This is a genomic window from Mycolicibacterium aubagnense (assembly GCF_010730955.1).
GTDB classification, from domain to species: domain Bacteria; phylum Actinomycetota; class Actinomycetes; order Mycobacteriales; family Mycobacteriaceae; genus Mycobacterium; species Mycobacterium aubagnense.
In genome coordinates, this window is the sequence record NZ_AP022577.1 from 4,146,636 (window position 1) to 4,167,859 (window position 21,224).

General features: G+C 67.9%; 23 protein-coding genes and 1 riboswitch. Of the genes, 11 read left to right on the forward strand and 12 right to left on the reverse strand.

The annotated features are described in order from the left end of the window. Positions 1-76 precede the first annotated feature (76 nt). The 4 genes from G6N59_RS19885 to G6N59_RS19900 all read right to left on the reverse strand — a co-directional run bounded on the left by G6N59_RS19885 (position 77) and on the right by G6N59_RS19900 (position 3,329). A complete protein-coding gene (locus G6N59_RS19885; protein ID WP_138228548.1) occupies positions 77-1,183 on the reverse strand; it encodes a transglycosylase family protein in 1,107 nt (368 codons plus the stop codon). 8 nt (positions 1,184-1,191) lie between these two features. Next, a riboswitch (cyclic di-AMP (ydaO/yuaA leader) is annotated at positions 1,192-1,360 on the reverse strand. Between the two features lie 240 nt (positions 1,361-1,600). Continuing rightward, entirely contained in the window at positions 1,601-1,858 is a 258-nt protein-coding gene (locus G6N59_RS19890; RefSeq protein WP_138228549.1) for a MoaD/ThiS family protein, read from the reverse strand. A 2-nt stretch (positions 1,859-1,860) separates the two neighbouring features. Beyond that, entirely contained in the window at positions 1,861-2,922 is a 1,062-nt protein-coding gene (gene moaA, locus G6N59_RS19895) for a GTP 3',8-cyclase MoaA (RefSeq protein WP_138228550.1), read from the reverse strand. Between the two features lie 2 nt (positions 2,923-2,924). Further along, a complete protein-coding gene (locus G6N59_RS19900; protein ID WP_138228551.1) occupies positions 2,925-3,329 on the reverse strand; it encodes a YccF domain-containing protein in 405 nt (134 codons plus the stop codon). Between the two features lie 150 nt (positions 3,330-3,479). Between G6N59_RS19900 and G6N59_RS19905 the strand changes: the two genes are divergently transcribed. Next, positions 3,480-3,890 carry a cold-shock protein gene (locus G6N59_RS19905; protein ID WP_138228627.1) on the forward strand — a complete coding sequence of 137 codons (411 nt, stop codon included), beginning with the start codon at positions 3,480-3,482 and terminating at the stop codon, positions 3,888-3,890. Between the two features lie 84 nt (positions 3,891-3,974). Beyond that, positions 3,975-5,000 (forward strand): glutathione S-transferase family protein, encoded by a 1,026-nt coding sequence (locus tag G6N59_RS19910; RefSeq protein ID WP_138228552.1) that lies wholly within the window; start codon positions 3,975-3,977, stop codon positions 4,998-5,000. Positions 5,001-5,016: 16 nt separating this feature from the next. On the opposite strand, the gene G6N59_RS19915 is transcribed toward G6N59_RS19910, so the two are convergent. Together G6N59_RS19915 and G6N59_RS19920 are read right to left on the reverse strand one after the other, a co-directional pair. Continuing rightward, complete coding sequence (locus G6N59_RS19915; protein ID WP_138228553.1) at positions 5,017-5,499, reverse strand: DUF2771 domain-containing protein; 483 nt, start codon at positions 5,497-5,499, stop codon at positions 5,017-5,019. After that, the gene (locus G6N59_RS19920; protein ID WP_138228554.1) at positions 5,496-7,253 is read right to left on the reverse strand and encodes an MFS transporter; all 1,758 of its coding nucleotides are present in this window, start codon (positions 7,251-7,253) and stop codon (positions 5,496-5,498) included. The genes G6N59_RS19915 and G6N59_RS19920 overlap by 4 nt, the downstream gene beginning before the upstream one ends. Before the next feature lie 399 nt (positions 7,254-7,652). On the opposite strand from G6N59_RS19920, the gene G6N59_RS19925 reads away from it, so the two are divergent. Then, positions 7,653-8,351 carry a DUF3027 domain-containing protein gene (locus G6N59_RS19925; RefSeq protein WP_138228628.1) on the forward strand — a complete coding sequence of 233 codons (699 nt, stop codon included), beginning with the start codon at positions 7,653-7,655 and terminating at the stop codon, positions 8,349-8,351. Here the strand turns inward: G6N59_RS19925 and G6N59_RS19930 are convergent. Next, complete coding sequence (locus G6N59_RS19930) at positions 8,348-8,809, reverse strand: SRPBCC family protein (RefSeq protein WP_138228555.1); 462 nt, start codon at positions 8,807-8,809, stop codon at positions 8,348-8,350. The genes G6N59_RS19925 and G6N59_RS19930 overlap by 4 nt on opposite strands. Positions 8,810-8,837: 28 nt before the next feature. Next, positions 8,838-9,104, reverse strand: coding sequence for a DUF2530 domain-containing protein (locus tag G6N59_RS19935; protein WP_138228556.1), 267 nt, complete (start codon positions 9,102-9,104; stop codon positions 8,838-8,840). A 41-nt stretch (positions 9,105-9,145) separates the two neighbouring features. On the opposite strand from G6N59_RS19935, the gene G6N59_RS19940 reads away from it, so the two are divergent. Genes G6N59_RS19940 through G6N59_RS19950 form a run of 3 tightly spaced genes read left to right on the forward strand, consistent with a single transcriptional unit; the run spans position 9,146 to position 10,711 of the window. After that, complete coding sequence (locus tag G6N59_RS19940) at positions 9,146-9,577, forward strand: Rv0880 family HTH-type transcriptional regulator (RefSeq protein ID WP_138228557.1); 432 nt, start codon at positions 9,146-9,148, stop codon at positions 9,575-9,577. Further along, positions 9,574-10,425 (forward strand): TrmH family RNA methyltransferase, encoded by an 852-nt coding sequence (locus G6N59_RS19945; RefSeq protein ID WP_138228558.1) that lies wholly within the window; start codon positions 9,574-9,576, stop codon positions 10,423-10,425. The genes G6N59_RS19940 and G6N59_RS19945 overlap by 4 nt, the downstream gene beginning before the upstream one ends. A 16-nt stretch (positions 10,426-10,441) precedes the next feature. Further along, on the forward strand, positions 10,442-10,711 hold the full coding sequence (locus tag G6N59_RS19950; protein WP_407665900.1) for a DUF2537 domain-containing protein: 270 nt from the start codon (positions 10,442-10,444) through the stop codon (positions 10,709-10,711). A 114-nt stretch (positions 10,712-10,825) separates the two neighbouring features. Here the strand turns inward: G6N59_RS19950 and sepH are convergent, their stop codons facing one another. Both sepH and serC read right to left on the reverse strand, forming a co-directional pair. Further along, on the reverse strand, positions 10,826-11,773 hold the full coding sequence (gene sepH / locus G6N59_RS19955) for a septation protein SepH (protein WP_138228560.1): 948 nt from the start codon (positions 11,771-11,773) through the stop codon (positions 10,826-10,828). 137 nt (positions 11,774-11,910) lie between these two features. Then, the gene (gene serC / locus G6N59_RS19960) at positions 11,911-13,017 is read right to left on the reverse strand and encodes a phosphoserine transaminase (RefSeq protein ID WP_138228561.1); all 1,107 of its coding nucleotides are present in this window, start codon (positions 13,015-13,017) and stop codon (positions 11,911-11,913) included. 207 nt (positions 13,018-13,224) lie between these two features. On the opposite strand from serC, the gene G6N59_RS19965 reads away from it, so the two are divergent. Together G6N59_RS19965 and G6N59_RS19970 are read left to right on the forward strand one after the other, a co-directional pair. After that, positions 13,225-14,241 (forward strand): AurF N-oxygenase family protein, encoded by a 1,017-nt coding sequence (locus G6N59_RS19965; protein WP_138228562.1) that lies wholly within the window; start codon positions 13,225-13,227, stop codon positions 14,239-14,241. A 33-nt stretch (positions 14,242-14,274) separates the two neighbouring features. Continuing rightward, positions 14,275-15,957 (forward strand): FAD-dependent oxidoreductase, encoded by a 1,683-nt coding sequence (locus G6N59_RS19970; protein WP_138228563.1) that lies wholly within the window; start codon positions 14,275-14,277, stop codon positions 15,955-15,957. A gap of 55 nt (positions 15,958-16,012) precedes the next feature. Here G6N59_RS19970 and G6N59_RS19975 read toward each other — a convergent pair whose 3' ends face one another. Next, complete coding sequence (locus G6N59_RS19975) at positions 16,013-16,468, reverse strand: VOC family protein (protein WP_138228564.1); 456 nt, start codon at positions 16,466-16,468, stop codon at positions 16,013-16,015. A 100-nt stretch (positions 16,469-16,568) separates the two neighbouring features. Continuing rightward, positions 16,569-17,711, reverse strand: a complete 1,143-nt coding sequence (locus G6N59_RS19980; RefSeq protein ID WP_138228565.1) for a citrate synthase 2 — start codon at positions 17,709-17,711, stop codon at positions 16,569-16,571. A gap of 104 nt (positions 17,712-17,815) precedes the next feature. Between G6N59_RS19980 and pdxH the strand changes: the two genes are divergently transcribed. The 3 genes from pdxH (at position 17,816) to G6N59_RS19995 (ending at position 21,124) form a co-directional block, all read left to right on the forward strand. Next, positions 17,816-18,445: a pyridoxamine 5'-phosphate oxidase gene (pdxH, locus tag G6N59_RS19985; protein WP_138228629.1), complete on the forward strand. Its 630-nt coding sequence runs from the start codon at positions 17,816-17,818 to the stop codon at positions 18,443-18,445. Then, positions 18,442-19,713 carry an MFS transporter gene (locus tag G6N59_RS19990; protein ID WP_138228630.1) on the forward strand — a complete coding sequence of 424 codons (1,272 nt, stop codon included), beginning with the start codon at positions 18,442-18,444 and terminating at the stop codon, positions 19,711-19,713. Before pdxH ends, G6N59_RS19990 begins: the two co-directional genes overlap by 4 nt. Positions 19,714-19,834: 121 nt before the next feature. Further along, on the forward strand, positions 19,835-21,124 hold the full coding sequence (locus G6N59_RS19995) for a citrate synthase (protein ID WP_138228566.1): 1,290 nt from the start codon (positions 19,835-19,837) through the stop codon (positions 21,122-21,124). Positions 21,125-21,224: the final 100 nt, after the last annotated feature.

Consider the following 21,224-nt stretch of genomic DNA (forward strand, 5'->3'; position numbering starts at 1 on the left):
TTTTGCGCCCCTGAAGCAGGGTCAACGGAAAGAAAATCGCCCCGGTCGATGACCGGGGCGATTTATCTTCTGCGGATCAGTTGGCCGGAGCCGGTGCGATATCGGCAGCCGGCGCCGGGCCGGGCGCCGGAGCGTTCGGCGGGGCCTGGATGTCGCCGCCCGGCGTGCCGGTTCGCGTCGAGGCGACGGCGAGCAGGGCGTCACGGCCGGAGATGTCGTTGTTCTGAACTGCGTGCCACAGCTGCTTGAGGTAGCTCATGTTGGCGCTGTCGCCCGTGTCGGTCGGCTCCATGGTCGAACCCGGGGGCAGATTGGTGGGGCTGGCGAGGTGCGGCGTGCCGTTCGGCGGGGTCTGCAGCGCGGCGGGGGCAGCCGGGGCGGGGGCCGGCGCCGGGGCGTCAGCTGCCGGAGCCGGCGCGTCGACGACCGGGGCCGGGTCGGCCGGCAGGTCCTGCTTGGCGTGCAGCGCCCAGGTGCCGTTCTCGGCGGGGGCCTGGCTGGTGTCCCAGTTGGCGGCCTGGATCACGGGCGCCGGGGCCGGGGCGGGCGCTTCGGGGGCAGGTGCTTCGACAACGGGAGCCGGGGCCGGAGCCTCGGGGGCGGGAGCGGGGGCTTCGGGCACGTCCAAGGCCGGCGCCTCGGGGGCGGGGACGTCGTTGGCGACGTTGACGATGGTCGGAGCGTCAGGAGCCGGTGCCGGTGCGTCCAGCGGAGCGGCGGCGTCTTGCACCGGAGCCGGATCGGCCGGGGCGTTGAGCTCGGCGTTGTCGATCGTGGGGGCGGGGGCCTTGACCGGGGCGCTCACCGCGTTGCGCGGGGTGGAGCCAGAGAGGCCGTGTCCGCACACCGGCCAGGCACCGCGGCCCTGGCTGGCCAGGACGCGCTCCGCAACGGCGATCTGCTGGTCCTTGCTGGCCATGTTCGCGGCCGGGGCGTACTCGCCACCACCGTGGGCGCTCCAGGTGCCGGGCGAGAACTGCAGCCCGCCCTGGTAGCCGTTGCCGGTGTTGATGGCCCAGTTGCCGCCGGATTCGCAGCGGGCTACCTGGTCCCATTCGCCGTCGGTCGCGGCGGAGGCCTGAGCTGCGAGGGCGATGCTGCCACCACCCAGAACGGCGCCGGTGAAGGCGATCTTCGCAACGCTGACGCTCGACGTGGTCGGTTTACGGTGGCGTCCACTCATAGGTATAGCAGTCCTCTCGTCAACGCCTACGAGGTCAGCTGTCGGGTTCGGGCTGGAGAGGTTGCCCGGCCTGCAATGCAGGCTTCACCCCAAGGAGCCGAGGCTCCTGGTCCTGTATTTCTTCGGTGGACCGATTGGGTCCCCCGCCTCCATCCACGGGTTTGTCGTCGGCCGCACCTGATGGATGGAGCTAGGCGTTTCAGGTGCGGGTGCCAAAGGGTCGCTCTGGCTTGAGAGATGACGGTATCGGGTCAGGTGGGTCCCGTCACCTCGACCGATTTTGGGCGTTTCGGCCTCCAGCAAATTATGAGAGGACTTTAAAGGCGCTGGCTGATTCGGCGTTTTCCCAGGTGTTCACGCCGGTCAAGCGGCGTGCAGCCAGGTCGTTACGCATTCGTTATGTGAGGTATTTCACAATTAGCCGCCGGCGAAGGGGGGTAACACGTCAACCGTCGCAGCTGGTGTTATCGCGGTGTCCAGATCGCGCACAGCCACGCCGTCGCGCAGAAACGAGCAGCGTGAGAGCACTTTTGCCACATCTGCCCCACGGGTACCAATGGAGTTCACCAGATCGTGGACGGTTGCACCCTCAGGAAGCTGCAACGTTTCGGTCTCGATCCCGGTTGCGGCCTTCGCGGCGGCGAAATAGCGCACCGTCACCAGCAATTCGGTCAACCTCAGCCGCCGATCGCACTCATCGGACGGGCCGGCTGGACGAAACCTGGATCGTTTATTCCGTGGCCCGCCGGCTTGGCCCACATCGCGGCTCGCCAGGCGGCCTCCAGCGCGTCGTCGTCGGCACCACTTCGCAGCAAAGCCCGCAGGTCCGTCTCCTGCTGTGAGAACAGACAGCTGCGCACCTGACCGTCGGCCGTCAGCCGGGTGCGGTCGCACGTGCCGCAGAACGCCGCGGAGACCGACGCGATGACACCGACGGTGCCCAGCACCGTCCCATCGTCGTGCACTTGCCAGAGCTCGGCCGGCGCCGAACCCCGCGGTGCCGGATCCGGAAGCAAAGCGAATTCACGGCGCAGGGCCGCCAGAATCTGGTCGGCCTGCAGGACCGAACTGCGCTGCCAATGGTGCCCCGCATCCAGCGGCATCTGCTCGATGATGCGCAGCTGATAGCCATGCTCGAGGCAGAAGCGCAACAGCGCCGGGGCGTCATCCAGGCCAGTTTCCGGGTCGAGCACCGCATTGACCTTGACGGGGCTCAGTCCGGCGTCCTTCGCGGCCGCCAGGCCGTCGAGGACCTCGGGAAGTCGGCGGCGCCGGGTGATGGCCGCGAACCGGTCCGGATCCAACGTGTCCAGCGAGACGTTCACGCGATTCAGGCCGGCCCGTTTCAGCGCCGCCGCGCGTTTGGCCAGCCCGATGCCGTTGGTGGTCACGGCAATCGCCGGACGCGGTTGCAGTTCGGCGGCGGTGGCGACGACGTCCTCCAGATGGGGCGACAGCAGCGGTTCACCTCCGGTGAACCGGATGCCGGTGATGCCCAGGCGGGTCACGGCCACCCGGATCAGCCGGGTGAGCTCGTCGAGCGTCAAGAGGTCGGCGCCCGGCAGCCAGTCCAGGCCCTCGGCCGGCATGCAGTAGGTGCAGCGCAGGTTGCAGCGGTCGGTGAGGGAGACGCGCAGGTCGGCCGCCACCCGTCCGTACGTGTCGATCAGAGGTCCGAACGCGGGCGCCGGACCGACGGCCCGGGCGATGCTGGGCAGGCCGAGGGGCGTGAGCGTCATCGCTATCTCTGCCAGGCCGGAGCGGGGTGCGTTTGATCGACCGGCACGATCTGCTTACCGAGCGGCAGCAGTGACACCGGGATCAGCTTGAGGTTGGCCAGGGCCAGCGGGATGCCCACGATGGTGATGGCCTGGGCGATGGCGGTGGCGATATGGCCGAGCGCCAGCCACCAGCCGCACAACACCAGCCAGATCACATTGCCGACCAACGCCCCCGGGCGCGGGCCGGGCTTGTCGACGACCGTCTGGCCGAACGGCCACAGCGCGTACACGCCGATGCGGGCTGCGGCGACGCCGAACGGGATGGTGACGATGAGAATGAAGCAGATCAGGGCGGCGAGGAAGTACCCAAGCGCCAGCCAGAAGCCGCCGAAAACCAGCCAGATGATGTTCAGGATCAGGCGCATGTCACCTCCTATAAATAGAACCTTCAGCCTACCGAGTAATGGGGATGCTGCGATCTGCGGTGGCCGAGTAGAATCAACAGCCAACGCGTCCTGCGTAGGCGGGGCGCTTTCGTTATGTAACCGTATGTTGAGAACGAGCAGGTGAGACCAGTGCCAAGCGGCCGGGTTAAGTGGTACGACACGGAGAAGGGCTTCGGCTTCCTCTCCCAGGAAGAGGGCGAGGACGTCTACGTCCGGTCTTCGGCGCTGCCGGCCGGCGTTGACGGTCTCAAGGCCGGCCAGCGCGTCGAGTTCGGCGTGGCAGCCGGACGCCGCGGTCCGCAGGCGCTGAGCCTCAAGCTGATCGACCCGCCGCCGAGCCTGACGCGTACCCGGCGCGAGGCGTCGGCGCCTGAGCACAAGCACACGCCCGACGAACTGCACGGCATGGTGTCGGACATGATCACCCTCCTCGAGGACGTGGTGCAGTCCGAGCTGCGCAAGGGCCGTTACCCGGACAAGAAGACCGCCCGCAAGGTGTCCGAGGTGGTCAAGGCCGTCGCGCGGGAGCTCGACGCCTGATCGCTGCGCCGAACGTTGGCTTGTGTCCGAGAATCGAACTGATTTCCCGTGCGCAAGCCAACATTGGGCGGGCAGACTGGGGTCGTGGCCTACGTCAATTCAGGTTCTGAATTCACCCGCGACACGAACTACATCGGCACCCGGATAACGTCGCGCCCGCCCGGAGCGGGGAATCCTGCGGCGGCCGGCGACTTTCCCGTCGAACCCGGCCGGTATCGGTTGATCGTCGCCAGGGCCTGTCCCTGGGCCAATCGCGCCATCATCGTCCGTCGGCTCCTGGGGCTGGAAGACGTTCTCTCCATTGGCTTTTGCGGTCCGACACACGATCAACGAAGCTGGACGTTCGATCTGGACCCCGGTGGCGTCGACCCGGTGCTGAAGATTCCCCGGCTGCAGGACGCGTACTTCAAGCGTGACCCGAACTACCCCAAGGGCATCACGGTGCCGGCGATCGTCGACGTGCCCACCGGTGCGGTCGTGACCAACGACTTCCCGCAGCTGACGCTGGACCTGTCCACCGAATGGACGGCCTACCATCGCGACGGTGCGCCGCAGTTGTATCCGGAGCACCTGCGTGCCGAGATCGACGAGGTTGCGCAGCGCGTCTATACCGAGGTCAACAACGGCGTGTACCGCTGCGGTTTCGCGGGGTCGCAAGAGGCGTACGACGCCGCGTATGACCGGCTGTTCACCGCGCTGGACTGGTTGACCGAAAGGCTCAGCGCCCAAAGGTATCTCGTGGGGGACGTCATCACCGAGGCGGACGTCCGACTGTTCACGACACTAGTCCGGTTCGACCCCGTCTACCACGGGCATTTCAAATGCAACCGGTCCAAGCTCTCCGAGATGCCGGTGCTGTGGGCGTACGCCCGGGACCTGTTCCAGACGCCCGGCTTCGGCGACACCGTCGACTTCGTGCAGATCAAGCAGCACTACTACATCGTGCACGCGGACATCAATCCGGCGAAGATCGTGCCGAAGGGTCCCGAACTGGCCGGCTGGCTCACTCCGCACGGCCGGGAAGTGTTGGGCGGCAGGCCTTTCGGTGACGGTACGCCGCCCGGTCCGGTCCGCGATGGCGAGCGGGTGCCGGCCGGTCACGGCGCCTAGCGGCTCGCGGGCACACCTAGGGCCAGACGGTCCGCACCGACCACTCGGCGTGCGGTAGCGGGAACTCGTTGCCGTCGGAATCCCTTGCCAGAGTGGGCAGCTGGACCGCGAGCCCGAGCAGCTTGCCGTGATGCGGGTCGACGGTCGGGATGGTGACGGCCAGTCGCTTGTCCGGCCGGAACTCGCTGACCGCGGAGCCGCCGTCTTCGTAGGCGAGCAGCAGCACCCACGGCGCTCGTGCGATGGCCTGCGGCACCGACAGCTGAATGGGGTGGCGCGCCGTCACATGCAGCTCGCCGGTGGTCGCGGGAACGTCACACGCCTTCAGGTGCACGTCGCAGTACCGGTAGGGCCCCACCCGGGCGAGCTGGCCATCGGTGAAGGCGCTGATTTCGGGGAAGCCGGGACTCTGGTGCCGCGTCAGCCGCCAGACCAGGATCCCGGTGGCCGTCGCCGACAGCACCGCAACCACTGCCAACAGCGCGAGAACTCGTTTCATATCCATCCTTGGCGCATCCCGTGGGGCACTGTGGGATCGGTCTGTCGTTCAGGCAAGGGGCCCTCCTGCTCGGCTAGTACGGGCCGGTTGCCGCCGAAGCCCGGGATCAGTGAGCCTCCGTTGTAGCTCACGAGGGTCTGGGCCAGACCGGGGATCAGCAGGGCACTGACCGCGGTGAACCCGACCCAGAGGTCGGTATAGATCAGCACACCGACGGCGCCGCCGATCACCCAGGCCAGCTGAAGCACGGACTCGGACCGGCCGAAGGCCGATGCCCGCGACTCCTCGGGCAGGTCGTGCTGCAGCGAGGCGTCCAGCGACGCTTTGGAGATCGCCGTGGCTGCCGAGGTGATCAGCGCTGCCGCCGCGGCCACTATCAGGTTGCCGGCCAGGGCGGCGGCGATGGCGGCAGCGGTGACGATGATGGTCGCGCGCACGACCAGCTTTGCGGGCTGCCCCAGCTTGAGCCGGGCACTGGCGATGTTGCCGGCGAAGTTACCGATGCCCGCGGCAGCGCCGATGAGCCCGAGAATCTTCAGCTGCTCCCAGCCACTCGCGTCGTGCGACTTGGCGACGAACGCCGGATACAGGAACAGGAACCCGACCAGGACCTTGATGGTGCAGTTGCCCCACAGTGACGTGATGATGTTGCGGCCCAACGGCTGTCGCGGGGACTTGTCGTGATGCGGGTGCCGGAGCTGCTCGGTCGGCGCGTGGTACGACAGTGTCGCCGGCACCTCGCCCTCGGTGACCTCGACCCATTTGGGGATGCGCATGGTCAGGACAGCGCCCGCGACGGCCACGACCGCGACGACGTAGAGCGCGCCCGGCAGATGCATCAGCCCGAAGGTGTACTCGAAAGCGGCGGCGAGGCCACCACCGAGACCGGTGCCGCCCAACAATCCGAACATGGTGAGCCGGGAATTGACCCGGACCAGGTCGATGGTCGGCGGCAGCACCCGTGGCGTCACCGCACTGCGCAGCACGCTGAACGACTTGGACAGCACCATCATGCCCAGCGCGCACGGGTACAGCACCCAGGGCGGATAGCTCCCGGTCGCGCCGTCGTAGTTGCCGATCAGCACGAGCGCGAGCACGACGCGCAGCGCGAACGACACCGCCAGGGCGACCCGGCGACCGTGCTGCACGCGGTCCAGCGCCGGCCCGATCAGGGGGGCGATCACCGCGAACGGCGCGATGGTGATCAGTAGGTACAAGGCCACCTTGCTCTTGGACTCGCCGGAGGCCGCCGCGAAGAACAAGGTGTTGGCCAGCGCGACGCCCATGGCTGCGTCGAGCGCGTTGTTGGCGACGACGGGCCAGGTCAGGGCCGTCAGGCCGGATTTGTCGGCGCCGTCGGCGGTGGCAGCGCGGTGCACGAAGCCGTAGACCTTGGTGCCCATCTCACGGCTGCGCTGCGCGGCGGCGCGGGTGACGGTGATCTTCTCGCCGTTGGCGTGGGACCGCCGGTCGTCACGGTCGCGGCGCCGGTCGTCACGCCGGCCGTCGAAGCCACGGTCGTAATCCCGGTCGTGGCCGTCGTCGTGGCCGTCGTGGTGGTCGTCGTCGAGCGGCGGCAGCCACCGGTTGTCACTGTGCGACGACGAGCCCCGCGGTGGTGGCCGGCGGCGGGAATGGCCAGGATCGCTCGGGTAGTTTGCCATGCCGGGATGCTCTTCGTCGGGTCGGCGCGGTGGGCGCGGCGGGTAGTAGCGGGGATCCCCCGACCACCCGGCATCCCGCGGTCCACTCATGGGCACGATTGTTCCCCATGCTGCCGACAGCGGCGCGCAGGCAGGCGGTGTGGCCTTGTCCTGGGTGGTCAGGCAGTATTGATCGCGATGGACACGCCCAATGACACCGAATCGGCCGCCGTGACGCCGGACGCGTCGACGCCGACCGAGGCGCCGGTCGAGGTGCCGACCCCTGAAGCCGGCGGGGAATCCGCGCAGGCCGTCGCGCCCCCTGCTGAGGCCGCGGAATCCGCCGAGGTCGCGGACGTCGTCGACGAGCCGCAACAGGCCGTCGCCGACGAGTCCCCGGCCCGCGAGGCTCCGGCTGTGGAGACCGAGGAAGCGCCGGCGACCGAAGCAGCCCCCGAGGCTGAGGCGGTTGTCGAACAGGCCGACCTGCCCGACCTGACCCCGATCCTGATGGGCGCTGTCGACCAGGCCCGCGCCGCGATCATCGAATTCAGCGGTGAGGGCGTCGTCGGTGATTACCTGGGCGCCAGCTTCGATGATCCGGCTTCGGTGACCCATCGGTTCCTCGCCTCGATGTCCGGCTACCACGGCTGGCAGTGGGCAGTGGTGCTGGCGACCTATCCGGGCGCCGACCACACCACCGTCAGTGAAGTCGTCCTGGTGCCGGGCCCGGACGCGCTGCTGGCCCCGGAGTGGGTGCCGTGGAATGAGCGCGTACAGCCGGGTGACCTGAGCCCGGGTGATCTGCTGGCTCCGCCTCCGAACGATCCGCGCCTGGTGCCTGGTTACCTGGCATCCGGCGATCCCGAGCTTGACGAGGTTGCTGCTGAGGTCGGCTTCGGGCGCAAGCAGGTGCTCAGCGACTGGGGCCGGACGGATGCCGCGCAGCGCTGGCAGGACGGCGACTTCGGCCCGAACGCCGCCATGGCTCGCGCCACCCGTCGGACCTGCCGCGGATGTGGTTTCTACGTACCGTTGTCGGGCTCGCTCGGCCTGGTGTTCGGCGTCTGCGCCAACGAGCTGTCCGCCGACGGACGCGTGGTGTCGGCGGAGTACGGCTGTGGCGCCCACTCGGACACGCCGCCGGCGGAGCCCATCGGCTCACCGGCCTTCGAACCCTTCGACGACGGCGTGCTCGACCTCGGCTAAACGCCCTCGGCCGCGGACTTGATCCGGCTGAGCGACGTGTTCATGCCGTCGACCAGCTCCTGCTCGAACGTGGGCACACCACCCATGAAACGGTCGATAAGTGCGCCCGAGATGGGCTTGACGCCGTTTTCCGCGTGGCGGCTGATGGTCACCTTGGTGCCGGTGCCGGCAGGCTCCAGATCATAGGTCCACTCGGTGTTATTGGAGTTGACCCGGAACGACAGCTTCTTCTGCGGGTCGAGGGCGGTGATGGTCGCGGTCGTCGGCCAGAACAACGCGCCGCGCCGGTTGAGGTTGACGGTCTTGGTACCGACCTTGACGGCACCGAGCGCCTTCATCGCCCGGCACTGCGGGCTCCACTTGGGCATGCTGTCGAGGTCGGAGATCAAGGCCCAGACCTTGGCCGCCGGCGCGTTGATGGTGATGTCTGCCTGCAGCAGAGGTGCTTCTCCAGCCATCGGACTCTCCCTTGTGAGACGTTCTAGGTCAGCGCAGGCCGCGTTGGGCACCTCGAGCGCCGCGACGGGCTGCGCTGCGTTGCCACAGAAATATAGATGTGCCGAGTACTCCGACACCCAGGCCAGCGACGGTCACCGGCCGCCAGGTGTGCAGAGCGGCGACAGTGAAGGCCAACAACACCGCTAGCAGCCAGCCGATTGCGATGACCACGATCACGGGAACCGGGTCGAGCAGGCGGTCGGGGAGAGCCGGCGGCTCGGGGGCCGCCGGTTGTTCGTGCGTAGGCGTGGCCATCTCCTCTAACGCTAGTCGATCGATCGGTACGCTATCTGCTCGTGACGGACGCCGATGACCGCTTGGCCAATGACCTGTCGCTGGCCGTCGTGCGGCTGGCCCGGCAGTTGCGGTTCCGTCGTCCTGATTCCCCGGTGTCCCTGACGCAGTTGTCGGCACTGGCCACGCTCGCCAAGGAGGGCCCGATGACGCCGGGCGCGCTGGCCACCCGGGAGCGGGTACGGCCGCCGTCGATGACGCGCGTCATCGCATCACTGGTCGAACTGGGCCTGGTGGAACGCAGTTCGCATCCTGACGACCGGCGCCAGGTGCTGGTCGCGGTGTCCCCGGCCGGCGAGGAGCTGTTCGAAGCGGAGCGCCGGGCGGGCATGGAATGGCTGCAGGGCCGGCTCGAGAAGCTGCAGCCACAGGACCGCGCGACCTTGCTCGCCGCAGCGGACCTGATGTTCGCGATCATCGACGAAGCCCGGTGAGCGCCGTAACGGAGGTCGACGACGTGGCGGGCGAGGTGATCGTCGAAGACGTCACCGACCCCGCCGATCCCCGGCTCGACGATTTCCGTGACCTCAACAGCGTCGACCGCCGTCCCGACCTGCCGTCCGGCAAGGGCCTGGTGATCGCCGAAGGCGTGCTGGTGGCGCAGCGCATGCTGGCCTCTCGGTTCAGCCCGCGCGCGTTCCTCGGCACCGACCGCCGGCTCCGCGAGCTGTCAGACGACCTGGCCGGCTGCGGCGTGCCGTACTACCGCGCCAGTGCCGAGGTGATGGCCGAGGTCGTCGGCTTCCATCTCAACCGGGGCGTGCTGGCGGCGGCGCCACGGCCTGGCGAACTGTCGGTATCCGAGGTACTGCAGGGTGCACGGACCGTCGCGGTACTCGAGGGTGTCAACGACCACGAGAACCTGGGCTCGATCTTCCGCAACGCCGCGGGGCTCGACGTCGACGCGGTGGTGTTCGGCGCCGGCTGCGCGGACCCGTTGTATCGGCGCGCGGTCCGGGTATCGATGGGCCACGCCCTCCTGGTGCCCTATGCCCGCGCGCAGTCGTGGCCGGGCGATCTGAAGTTGATGCAGGACAACGGCTTTCACCTGATCGCGATGACGCCCGGGGAAGGGTCCGTGCCGTTGGCCGACGCCCTCGGGCCGCTGGCGGGACAGAAAGTCGGGGTGCTGGTCGGCGCAGAAGGCCCGGGGCTGACCGAACACACCATGCGGGCCTGCGAGGTGCGGGCACGCATTCCGATGTCGCGGGGCACCGACTCGCTGAACGTCGCCACGGCCGCCGCGCTGGCGTTCTACGAACGTGCCAGGGCGGCGGGCTAAGTTGGCTCAGATGACTATGCCGTCACAGACGCCCTGGGGCACCGGACTGACGGTGTCGGCATTCGTGGCCGCGCTGACCGCGGCGGCCATCATCGTCCTGTCCCTCGGGCTGCTCCGGGTGCATCCGCTGCTGGCCGTGGGCTTGAACGCGGTGGCAGTCGGTGGCCTGGCGCCGACAGTGTGGAGCTGGCGCGTCCGCCCCGTATGGCGTTGGTTCGTCTGGGGCGCCGCGGTGGGCGTGGCGCTCGGCTGGATCGCGACGGCGGCCATCGCGCTAGGCCGCTAGCCCCAGCTGCCGCTGATTCTGTAGCTACGGCGCATAAGTGTGAGTGGCGAAGACCCTGGACTCAGGATCAACCCCAAAGTGGGCGTTCGTACGCTCGAGGGGTAAAGAACCAGGTCAGCGCTGGCCGTTGGCTCGGACGCCGAGCAGGACGTCTTCCCATGCGGGAATCTCGGGCTTCTTCTTGCGCGGACGCGGCGCGGGCGCGGCCGGCTCGGGAGTCTCGGCGACGGCCGCGGGCTCGGGAACGGAGATCGGCTCAGGTGCCGGCGGGGCAACAGGCGCCGCGGGTGCCGGGGGAGTGACGGGCGCCGCGGGTGCCGCGGGTGCCGGCGTCATGACGACCACCGGGGCAGGTGCGGGTTCCGGCGCGGGCTTGGGCTCGGGCTTCGGAACGAAGGCCGGCATCGGGATCTCGGCGACCGATTCCTCGAAGTGCAGCTGCGGGAGCGGCGCGACCGACCGTAGGGCCGGGCGGGTGTAGTTCGGATCGATCAGCTCGGTGGCGGCGTCGTCGAAAGCGGTGGTGGTGCCGCCGTGGGCGCCCGGGCTGAACCGGAAGTGCGCGACGTTGTCCGAGCGTCCGGCCTTCCAGCCGAACTGCACGGTCCAGCGGCTGTCCTCGTTACGCCAGGCGTCCCACTTGGTCGTCTCGGGATCGAGTCCGCGGGAGATCAGGGCGCCGGTCACGGTTTCCAGCAGGGTCAGCACCGACGGGCCGTCCGGCAGGATCGGGTGCGACGCGGTGGCCAGCTCGGCGGCGCGGGACCGCTCCAGCAGCACCGGGTGGGCGAAGCGCATGACGCGCTCGGGACTGACACCCGCTGCTGCGGCGAGCTGCTCGACGGAGGCGCCGGCGCGGATGCGGGACTGGATGTCACGGGGGCGCAGGGAGTTGGGCACTTCGACCTCGATCTGCGTCTGGTTGCTGACGGCCCGGTCGCCGCGGACGGCGGCCTTCAGGCGATCGTCGACACGCACCACGAATTTTTCTGCGCTGTCGGCGGTTTCGCAGATGATGCGCTTGCCGTCGGCATCGAGTCCGACGACCTTGAGTTCCCTCATTGGTGACCTCCTAGGACGCGGCTTAACGGCTCACCCTACTGCGTTATCGACTCGTAACCGTGCTGACACACCGAGGCGCGCAGCTCTTGCTGAACTGCGCGCCTCGGTGTGATGCGGAGTTGTGTCGACAGCCTTGCTCAGAGGTTCTCCACGACCCAGTCGACGCACGCCGTCAGGGCGCTGATGTCGTCGGGGTCGATGGCCGGGAACATGGCGACCCGCAGCTGGTTGCGGCCCAGCTTGCGGTACGGCTCGGTGTCGACGATTCCGTTGGCGCGCAACACCTTTGCCACGGCAGCGGCGTCGACGTCGTCGTTGAAGTCGATGGTGCCAACAACCTGGGACCGCAGCGCCGGATCGGCGACGAACGGAGTGGTGAACGGACGCGACTCGGCCCACGAGTACAGCCGCTGCGACGAGTCGGCGGTGCGCTTGACGGCCCAGTCCAGGCCGCCGTTGCCGTTCAGCCAGTCCAGTTGCTCGGCGAGCAGGATCAGGGTCGCGATCGCCGGGGTGTTGTAGGTCTGGTTCTTGAGGCTGTTCTCCACCGCGATGGGCAGCGACAGGAAGTCGGGCACCCAGCGGCCGGTGGCGGCGATCTGCTCGACCCGCGCCAAGGCGGCGGGGCTCATCACGGCGAGCCAGAGGCCGCCGTCGGAGGCGAAGTTCTTCTGCGGCGCGAAATAGTAGGCGTCGGTGTCGGCGATGTTGACCGGCAGTCCGCCGGCGGCCGAGGTCGCGTCGATGGCGACCAGCGCGTCACCGGCGGGACGCTGGACAGGCACCGCGACACCGGTCGAGGTCTCGTTGTGGGCCCAGGCCACGACGTCGACGTCCGGGTCCGACTGCACCGCGGGCGCGCTGCCGGCGTCGGCCTTGATGATGATCGGATCGCCGACGAACGGGTTCTTGGCGACGCACGACGCGAACTTGCTGCTGAACTCGCCGTAGGTGAGGTGCAGCGAGCGCTTGTCGATGAGGCCGAACGCGGCGGCATCCCAGAACGCGGTCGAGCCGCCGTTGCCGAGGATGACCTCGTAGCCGTCGGGGGTGGAGAACAGTTGCTTGACACCGTCGCGCACGCGACCGACCAGGTTCTTGATCGGAGCCTGGCGATGTGAGGTGCCGAAGAGGTTGCCGGCGGCGGCCAGCGCGGTCAGCTGCTCGGGGCGGACCTTGGACGGGCCGCAGCCGAAGCGTCCGTCGGCGGGCTTGATGTCGGCGGGGATGGTGAGCTCAGCCATGGGTGTCAGCGTAGTTGCAGGTCGACGGCCCGCTGTCGCGGGGATCCGGCTGCTTGCTGCACCGTGACGGGCGATGGTGTGATCGGCGTCACAAAATGGTTGGAGATGTGTGATGGCGGGCACTAGTTTCTAGGTGGTACCTGCGGTACCGTTCGACACAAGGCAGCCGAATGTAAAGCCCACAAATGAAGCCTTGGGAGGCTCGAAATGGCACGTACCCGCATGATCCGTCGCTGGCGTCGGAACATGGACGTCCTGGATGACCAGGTCTACGTCGAGAAGCTCGCCACGCTGTCCGAGGGGTCTGTGCGGCGCAACTTCAACCCGTACACGGACATCGCGTGGGACTCCCCGGAATTCGCTGTGGTGCCGAACGACCCGCGCTGGATTCTCCCCGACACCGACCCGCTCGGTGGCCACCCGTGGTACCAGGCCCAGTCCCACGAACGCCAGATCGAGATCGGCATGTGGCGCCAGGCCAACGTCGCCAAGGTTGGTCTGCACTTCGAGAACATCCTGATCCGCGGCTTGATGGAGTATGCGTTCTGGGTTCCGAACGGTTCGCCCGAGTTCCGCTACTGCACCCACGAGGCCATCGAAGAGGGCAACCACACCCTGATGTTCCAGGAGATGGTCAATCACATGGGGGTTGACGTCCCGGGCATGCCCAAGCTGCTCAAGTGGATCCAGCCGCTGATCCCGCTGGCCGCCGGCCCGGCACCCATCCCGTTCTTCTTCGGCGTGCTCGCCGGCGAGGAGCCCATCGACCACACCCAGAAGAACATCCTGCGTGAAGGCACCGAACTGCATCCGATCATGGAGCGGGTCATGGCTATCCACGTGGCCGAGGAGGCCCGGCACATCTCGTTCGCGCACGAATATCTGCACAAGCGCGTCCCGGAGCTGAGCCGCTGGAAGAAGTTCTGGCTGTCGCTGTTCGTCCCGGTGACCATGCGCATCCTGTGCTCGGCGATCGTGGTGCCGCCGCGCGCTTTCTGGAAGAAGTTCGACATCCCGCAGTCGGTACGCAGCGAGCTCTTCTTCGACGCTCCCGAGTCCCGCATGTTCCTGCGCAACATGTTCTCCGACGTCCGGATGCTGGCGTACGACACCGGTCTGATGAACCCGCTGGCCAAGATCATGTGGAAGATCTGCAAGATCGACGGCCCGCCCAGCCGGTACCGCAGCGAGCCGCAGCGCCAGCACGTCGTGGTCGCCGCCTGATTCTGACATTCGGACGACGCGCGGAGCTTATTAGTGCCACATGTAATTACCCAGTCGTGCTGTAGCGATGGTTCATGCGTTTTCGCATGCCCGGTGAACTGTATTCACCCGTCCCCGGACGAGCCGGGGTTCGCTACCGCCGAAATGCTGTTCATCGACCCCGCCGCCTGTGTGGACTGTGGTGCCTGCATCACTGCCTGCCCGGTCGGCGCGATCAAGCCCGATACGAAGCTGACCGAAGCGCAGTTGCCGTTCATCGAGCTCAACGCGTCCTTCTACCCGAAGTACGAGGGCAAGCTGCCGCCGACGTCCAAGCTGGCGCCGGTGCCCGACGCCCCGGCGGTCGACCAGCGGCCGTACGGTCCGCTGCGGGTCGCCATCGTCGGCTCGGGGCCGGCTGCCATGTACGCCGCTGACGAGTTGCTGACCCAGCGCGGGGTCCGGGTCAACGTCTTCGAGAAGCTGCCGACGCCCTACGGGCTGGTGCGGGCCGGGGTCGCTCCCGACCACCAGAGCACCAAGGGCGTGACCCGGTTGTTCGACCAGATCACCCGGCGTCGTGGGCTCGACTTCTACCTCAATGTCGAGGTGGGTCGGGACATCACGCACGCCGAGCTGCTAGAGCACCACCACGCCGTGCTGTACGCGGTGGGTGCGCCGAACGACAAGCGCCTCGACATCGAGGGCATGGAGCTGCCGGGAACCGGAACCGCCACCGAGGTGGTGGCCTGGTACAACGGACACCCCGAGTTCTCGCATCTGCCCGTCGACCTGAGCCACGAGCGCGTGGTGATCATCGGTAACGGCAACGTCGCGTTGGACGTGGCCCGCATTCTGACCACCGATCCGGATGCGCTGGCGCGCACCGACATTTCCGATCACGCCCTGGCCGCGCTGCGCGACTCGAAGGTGCGCGAGGTGGTGATCGCGGCCCGGCGTGGCCCGATCCACTCGGCCTTCACCCTGCCGGAGTTGATCGGCCTGACGGCGACGTGCGACGTGGTGCTCGACGCCGCCGACCACGAGCTCGTCCGTCGGGATCTGGAGACGGTGACCGAAGCACTGACGCGGCACAAGCTCGAGATCCTCGCCAAGCTGGCGGTTGACTCGCCGCCGACGCGCCTGCCTATTTCGAAGCCGCGGATCCGGTTGGCCTACGAATTGACCCCCACACGGGTGCTCGGCTCGGACAATGTCACCGGTATCGAGTTCACGGTGACCGGGACCGACGAGGTCCGTCAGCTCGACGCGGGCCTCGTGCTGACGTCAATCGGCTACCACGGCAAGGCAATTCGTGGTCTGCCGTTCGACGATGCTGCCGGCGTGGTCCCCAACGACGAGGGCCGCGTCATCGATCCGGCCACCGGCAACCCGGTCCTTGGCAGCTATGTGGCGGGGTGGATCAAGCGGGGCCCGACAGGCTTCATCGGCACGAACAAGTCGTGCGCCGCGCACACTGTGGACCGACTGGTCACCGACTACAACGCCAGCCGGCTCACCGAGCCGACCGCGAAAGCCGGTGCGCTGCACCAGCTCATGCGCGACCGGCGGCCGGACGTGGTCGACATGGCAGGCTGGCGGGCCATCGATGCGGCCGAGATTGACCGCGGCGGCGCAGGCCGGCCACGCGACAAGTTCATCGACGTGTCCGACATGCTGACCGCGGCCGCCGGCGCGCCGAAGCCGACGCTGCGCCAGCGGCTCTTTTCCTGGTGATTTGTGCACGATTTTCCGCGCCGGCTGCGGAAAATCGTGCACAAATCTAGGCTCGCTACGCGCCCTGCTGCTGGGCCATCGCGGCTTCGATCTCCTCGGGGCTGACCACACGCACGGTCTGTGCCAGCGACCAGTGGTGTCCGAACGGATCCTCGACCTGGCTGTACCGGTCACCCCAGAACATGTCCTGCGGGGCCATGAGTTCACGCGCGCCGGCATCGATGGCGCGCTGGTACGCCGCGTCGACATCGGGCACCTGCAGGTGGATGGTGACCGGCGTGCCGCCGAAGGCCGTCGGGGTCTGCGACTTGCCGCCACACATCTCAGGGAAGTCGTCGTTGAGGTAGACGTTCGACCCGTTGATGGTCAGCGCGGCATGCATGAGCTTGCCATCCGGCCCGGGCACCCGGCCCAGCTCGGTGGCACCAAAAGCCTTGACGTAGAAGTCGATTGCGGCAGCACCGTCACCGACGACGAGGTGCGGGGCGAGGAAGGTCTGAGATTCGGTCATCGGGGTCTCCTGAAGAGCGGTACGGCGTGGATTGGGGTCAGTCTTTATGACCATCTCCAACGCTACTTCTCATCGGTGACAAGAAACCGAGCCCGAAGCGTCAGCTGTGGGCGATGCTGTCCCAGCCGGCCACGGAGTCCGCACGCCGCGGCTGCGGACCGACGTAGATGGCCGCCGGACGGACCAGCTTGCCCAGCCGCTTCTGCTCCAGGATGTGGGCGCACCAGCCTGCGGTGCGGCCGCAGGTGAACATCGCCGGCATCATCGCGCTGGGCACCTGGGCGAAGTCCAGGATGACCGCGGCCCAGAACTCGACGTTGGTCTCGATGGCCCGGTCCGGCCGGCGCTCGCGCAGTTCGGCCAGCGCGGCCTGCTCCAGTGCGGCGGCGGCCTCGTAGCGCGGGGCGTCCAGACGCTTGGCCGTGGCGCGCAGTACGCGGGCCCGCGGGTCCTCGGCGCGGTACACGCGGTGCCCGAAGCCCATCAGCTTTTCCTTGCGGTCCAGGATGCCCTTGACCACGCCCCGGGCGTCGCCGGTGCGCTCGGTCTCCTCGATCATCGGCAACACGCGGGCTGGGGCGCCGCCGTGCAGCGGGCCGCTCATGGCGCCGATGGCGCCGGACAGCGACGCGGGCACGTCGGCTCCGGTCGAGGCGATGACGCGCGCGGTGAAGGTGGACGCGTTCATGCCGTGCTCGGCGGCGCTCACCCAGTAGGCGTCGATGGCCGCGATGTGCCGCGGGTCCGGCTCACCCTGCCAGCGGGTCATGAAACGTGCTGTGACAGTTGGGCATTCGTCGACGATGCGCTGCGGCACCGCGGGCTTGTAGATGCCGCGGGCCGACTGCGCGACGAACGACAGCGCGGTCACGGACGTCTGTGCCAGCTGGTCGCGGGCGGTGTCGTCGTCGATGTCGAGCAGCGGCTGGAAGCCCCACATCGGTGCCAGCGTGGGCAGCGCGGCCTGGACGTCGACGCGGACGTCGCCCGAGTGCACATGCAGCGGGAAGGGGTCGGCGGCCGGCAGGCCCCGGCCGAACTCGCCGTCCACCAGCAGGGCCCAGACGTCACCGAACGTGACGCGGTGGCTCACCAGGTCCTCGATGTCGACGCCGCGGTAGCGCAGCGCGCCGCCGTCCTTGTCCGGTTCGGCGATCTCGGTCGTGAAGGCCACGACGCCTTCCAAGCCGGCGACGAAGTTCTCGGGGATCTGCGGCGTCGACACTGACGTTGCCTCGGTCATGCCGAAATTGTTCCACTAACCAGTGGGCGGGCAGCTACCGGCCGGTAACCAGCGGCGTAGCGTCACAGTTTATGGCGTCTGACCACAGTGATCACCTGGCCCGGATGCGGGCAGAATACGGTTCGGTAGAGAAGGACGGCAGCGTCGACCTCGACGTCGACTGGCTGGACCGCGGCTGGTTGGCGTTGTTCCGCGACTGGATGGCCGACGCCGTGCAGGCGGGGGTGTCCGAACCCAACGCGATGGTGCTGGGCACCGTCGATGCGCAGGGCCATCCCGTCACCCGCTCGGTGCTGTGCAAGTCCATCGAAGAGACCGGCATCTCCTTCTACACCAACTACGACTCCGACAAGGGCGGCCAGCTCGCCGCCGTGCCCTACGCGTCGGCGACCTTCCCGTGGTACCTGGTGGGCCGGCAGATCCATATCCGCGGCGCGGTGACCAAGGTCGACGCGGAGCACACCGCCGAGTACTGGTCCAAACGGCCGCGTGGTTCGCAGCTGGGCGCGTGGGCATCACACCAGTCAAAATCGATTGCCTCACGGGCGGCGCTGCTGGAACAGTTGCGTGCCGTGACCGAGCGATTCGCCGACGTGCCCGAGGTGCCGGTGCCGCCGAACTGGGGCGGGTACCTGCTCGCCCCGGAAGTGATCGAGTTCTGGCAGGGCCGAGAGAACCGGGTGCACAACCGGATTCGCATCACGGGCGACCGTGTCGAAAGGCTCCAGCCCTGAAAGGTCTGATCGCCGACACCACACCGCTGCGCAACTCGGATTACCGCCGGCTCTGGGGGTCCAGCGTCGTCACGGTCATCGGCGCCAACCTGACCATCTTCGCGGTGCCGGTGCAGCTCTATGCGCTGACGCAGAACTCGGCGTACGTCGGTTTGGCGGGCGTGTTCAGCGTCGTACCGCTGATCGTGTTCGGCCTGTGGGGCGGGGCCTGGGCCGACGCGATGGACCGCCGCCGGCTGCTGATCATCGCGTCCTGCGGGCTGGCGGTGGCGTCGGTGCTGCTGTGGGTGCAGGCCGCCGCCGGCTTCAACAACGTCTGGCTGGTGCTGTGCCTGCTGTCGGTGCAGCAGGCGTTCTACGCGATCAACTCGCCGACCCGCTCGGCCGCCATCCCGCGGATGCTGCCCGCCGAGCAGCTGCCCGCCGCCAACTCGCTGAACATGACGGTGTTCCAGGCCGGCGCGATCGTCGGCCCGCTGCTCGCCGGCGTGCTGCTGCGGTGGGTGGACCTGTCGACGCTGTACTTCATCGACGCCCTCACCACGATCGCGCCGATCTGGGCGACCTTCCGGCTCACCCCGATGCCGCCCGAACATTCGGTCGCTGACGACAGCTCGCGCTGGGGCTTCGCGGCCGTGCTGGACGGCTTCCGCTACCTCTCGGGCAACCGGGTCGTCCTCATGTCCTTTGTGGTCGACCTCATCGCGATGATCCTCGGCATGCCGCGGGCGCTGTTCCCGCAGATGGCCCACGAGAACTTCGGCGGACCGGTCGCGGGCGGTACCGCGATGGCGCTGTTATCGGCAGCCATGGCCTTCGGCGCGGTGGCCGGCGGGGTGTTCTCGGGGTGGCTGCCCCGGGTCCGCAGGCAGGGTTTGGCGGTGGTGGTCTCGATCGTGGTGTGGGGCGCGGCCATGGCTGGTTTCGGGCTCGCGGTCGGCCAGGCCACGGGCCGCCCCGACGGATTTCTCTGGACCGCGCTGGTGCTGTTGGCCGTCGGTGGTGCGGCCGACATGGTCTCGGCGGTGTTCCGGAGCACGATCCTGCAGGAAGCGGCCTCCGACGAGCTACGCGGCCGTTTGCAAGGTGTCTTCACCGTCGTGGTCGCGGGTGGCCCGCGGATTGCTGACGCGGTGCACGGGGCGGCGGCCGCGGTGGTGGGGACGACCGTGGCCGCGACGGGAGGTGGCGTCCTGGTGGTGGTCGGCGTCATCGTCTCGGTGCTGGTGGTGCCCGTGTTCGTGCGCTATCAGGTGGTTCGCCGCTGACGCTTGACAGCGGGATTATGACGACCCGAGCAAGCACATAGTTCTCTTAACGACTACCGTCTTGTTCCGGACGTTTCACCTGCCGACACCGCAAAAGGTCGACACCGCAAAAGGGGTTCAAGTGGCCGACACCTCCAGCTCTGACGACGTAGCCAACCTCAGGTATCCAGGGGGCGAGATCGATCTCAAGATCGTGCGCGCCACCGAGGGATCCGACGGCATCGAGCTCGGCTCGCTGCTCGCCAAGACCGGCTACACCACGTATGACGGTGGTTTCGTCAACACCTCGGCCACCAAGAGCGCCATCACCTACATCGACGGTGACGCCGGCATCCTGCGCTACCGCGGGTACCCGATCGAGCAGCTCGCCGAGAAGTCGAACTTCATCGAGGTCAGCTACCTGCTGATCTACGGGGAGCTGCCGACGGCCGCCGAGCTGGAAGCGTTCACCAACAAGATTCAGCGGCACACCCTGCTGCACGAGGACCTCAAGCGGTTCTTCGACGGCTTCCCGCGCAACGCGCATCCGATGCCGGTGCTGTCGTCGGCGGCCAACGCGCTGAGTGCCTACTACCAGGACTCGCTCGATCCCAAGGATCCCGAGCAGGTCGAGCTGTCGACCATCCGCCTGCTGGCCAAGCTGCCGACCATCGCGGCCTACGCGTACAAGAAGTCGGTCGGTCAGCCATTCCTGTACCCGGACAACTCGCTGAACTTGGTCGAGAACTTCCTGCGGATGACGTTCGGTCTGCCGGCCGAGCCGTACCAGGTGGATCCGGAGCTGGTCCGCGCCCTGGACATGCTGTTCATCCTGCACGCCGACCATGAGCAGAACTGCTCGACGTCGACGGTTCGGTTGGTCGGCTCGTCGCAGGCCAACCTGTTCACCTCGATCTCCGGCGGCATCAACGCGCTGTGGGGCCCGCTGCACGGCGGCGCCAACCAGGCCGTGCTGGAGATGCTGGAGAAGATCCGCACCGAGCACGGCGACGTCCGCGACTTCGTCAAGAAGGTCAAGAACCGCGAAGACGGCGTCAAGCTCATGGGCTTCGGTCACCGGGTCTACAAGAACTACGACCCGCGGGCGCGCATCGTCAAGGAGCAGGCCGACAAGATCCTCGGCAAGCTCGGCGGCGACGACGAGCTGCTGGACATCGCCAAGTCGCTGGAGGAGATCGCCCTCACCGACGACTTCTTCGTCGAGCGCAAGCTGTACCCGAACGTCGACTACTACACCGGCGTGATCTACCGGGCCATGGGCTTCCCGACCCGCATGTTCACCGTGCTGTTCGCCCTGGGCCGGCTCCCGGGCTGGATCGCGCACTGGCGCGAGATGAGTGCCGACCCGAGCACCAAGATCGGCCGCCCGCGCCAGATCTACACCGGCTACACCGAGCGGGACTACCCCTAAAGCCCGTTCACGGACATGGCCCCTCGCGCACTTCGCGCGAGGGGCCGTCTCTTTCTCTTTTTCCGCCAGCGTGCGTGTTTGTCCGGCGACACGCCGTTTT

Coding starts and splice junctions, on each gene's coding strand:
- sepH (WP_138228560.1), bottom strand. CDS start 11,773: ATGAGGGAACTCAAGGTCGTCGGACTCGATGCCGACGGCAAGCGCATC.
- G6N59_RS19930 (WP_138228555.1), bottom strand. CDS start 8,809: ATGGCTGGAGAAGCACCTCTGCTGCAGGCAGACATCACCATCAACGCG.
- G6N59_RS19965 (WP_138228562.1), top strand. CDS start 13,225: ATGGCACGTACCCGCATGATCCGTCGCTGGCGTCGGAACATGGACGTC.
- G6N59_RS19935 (WP_138228556.1), bottom strand. CDS start 9,104: ATGGCCACGCCTACGCACGAACAACCGGCGGCCCCCGAGCCGCCGGCT.
- G6N59_RS19925 (WP_138228628.1), top strand. CDS start 7,653: ATGGGCGCTGTCGACCAGGCCCGCGCCGCGATCATCGAATTCAGCGGT.
- G6N59_RS19950 (WP_407665900.1), top strand. CDS start 10,442: ATGCCGTCACAGACGCCCTGGGGCACCGGACTGACGGTGTCGGCATTC.
- pdxH (WP_138228629.1), top strand. CDS start 17,816: ATGCGGGCAGAATACGGTTCGGTAGAGAAGGACGGCAGCGTCGACCTC.
- G6N59_RS19920 (WP_138228554.1), bottom strand. CDS start 7,253: ATGAGTGGACCGCGGGATGCCGGGTGGTCGGGGGATCCCCGCTACTAC.
- G6N59_RS19915 (WP_138228553.1), bottom strand. CDS start 5,499: ATGAAACGAGTTCTCGCGCTGTTGGCAGTGGTTGCGGTGCTGTCGGCG.
- serC (WP_138228561.1), bottom strand. CDS start 13,017: ATGGCTGAGCTCACCATCCCCGCCGACATCAAGCCCGCCGACGGACGC.
- G6N59_RS19900 (WP_138228551.1), bottom strand. CDS start 3,329: ATGCGCCTGATCCTGAACATCATCTGGCTGGTTTTCGGCGGCTTCTGG.
- G6N59_RS19885 (WP_138228548.1), bottom strand. CDS start 1,183: ATGAGTGGACGCCACCGTAAACCGACCACGTCGAGCGTCAGCGTTGCG.
- moaA (WP_138228550.1), bottom strand. CDS start 2,922: ATGACGCTCACGCCCCTCGGCCTGCCCAGCATCGCCCGGGCCGTCGGT.
- G6N59_RS19975 (WP_138228564.1), bottom strand. CDS start 16,468: ATGACCGAATCTCAGACCTTCCTCGCCCCGCACCTCGTCGTCGGTGAC.
- G6N59_RS19980 (WP_138228565.1), bottom strand. CDS start 17,711: ATGACCGAGGCAACGTCAGTGTCGACGCCGCAGATCCCCGAGAACTTC.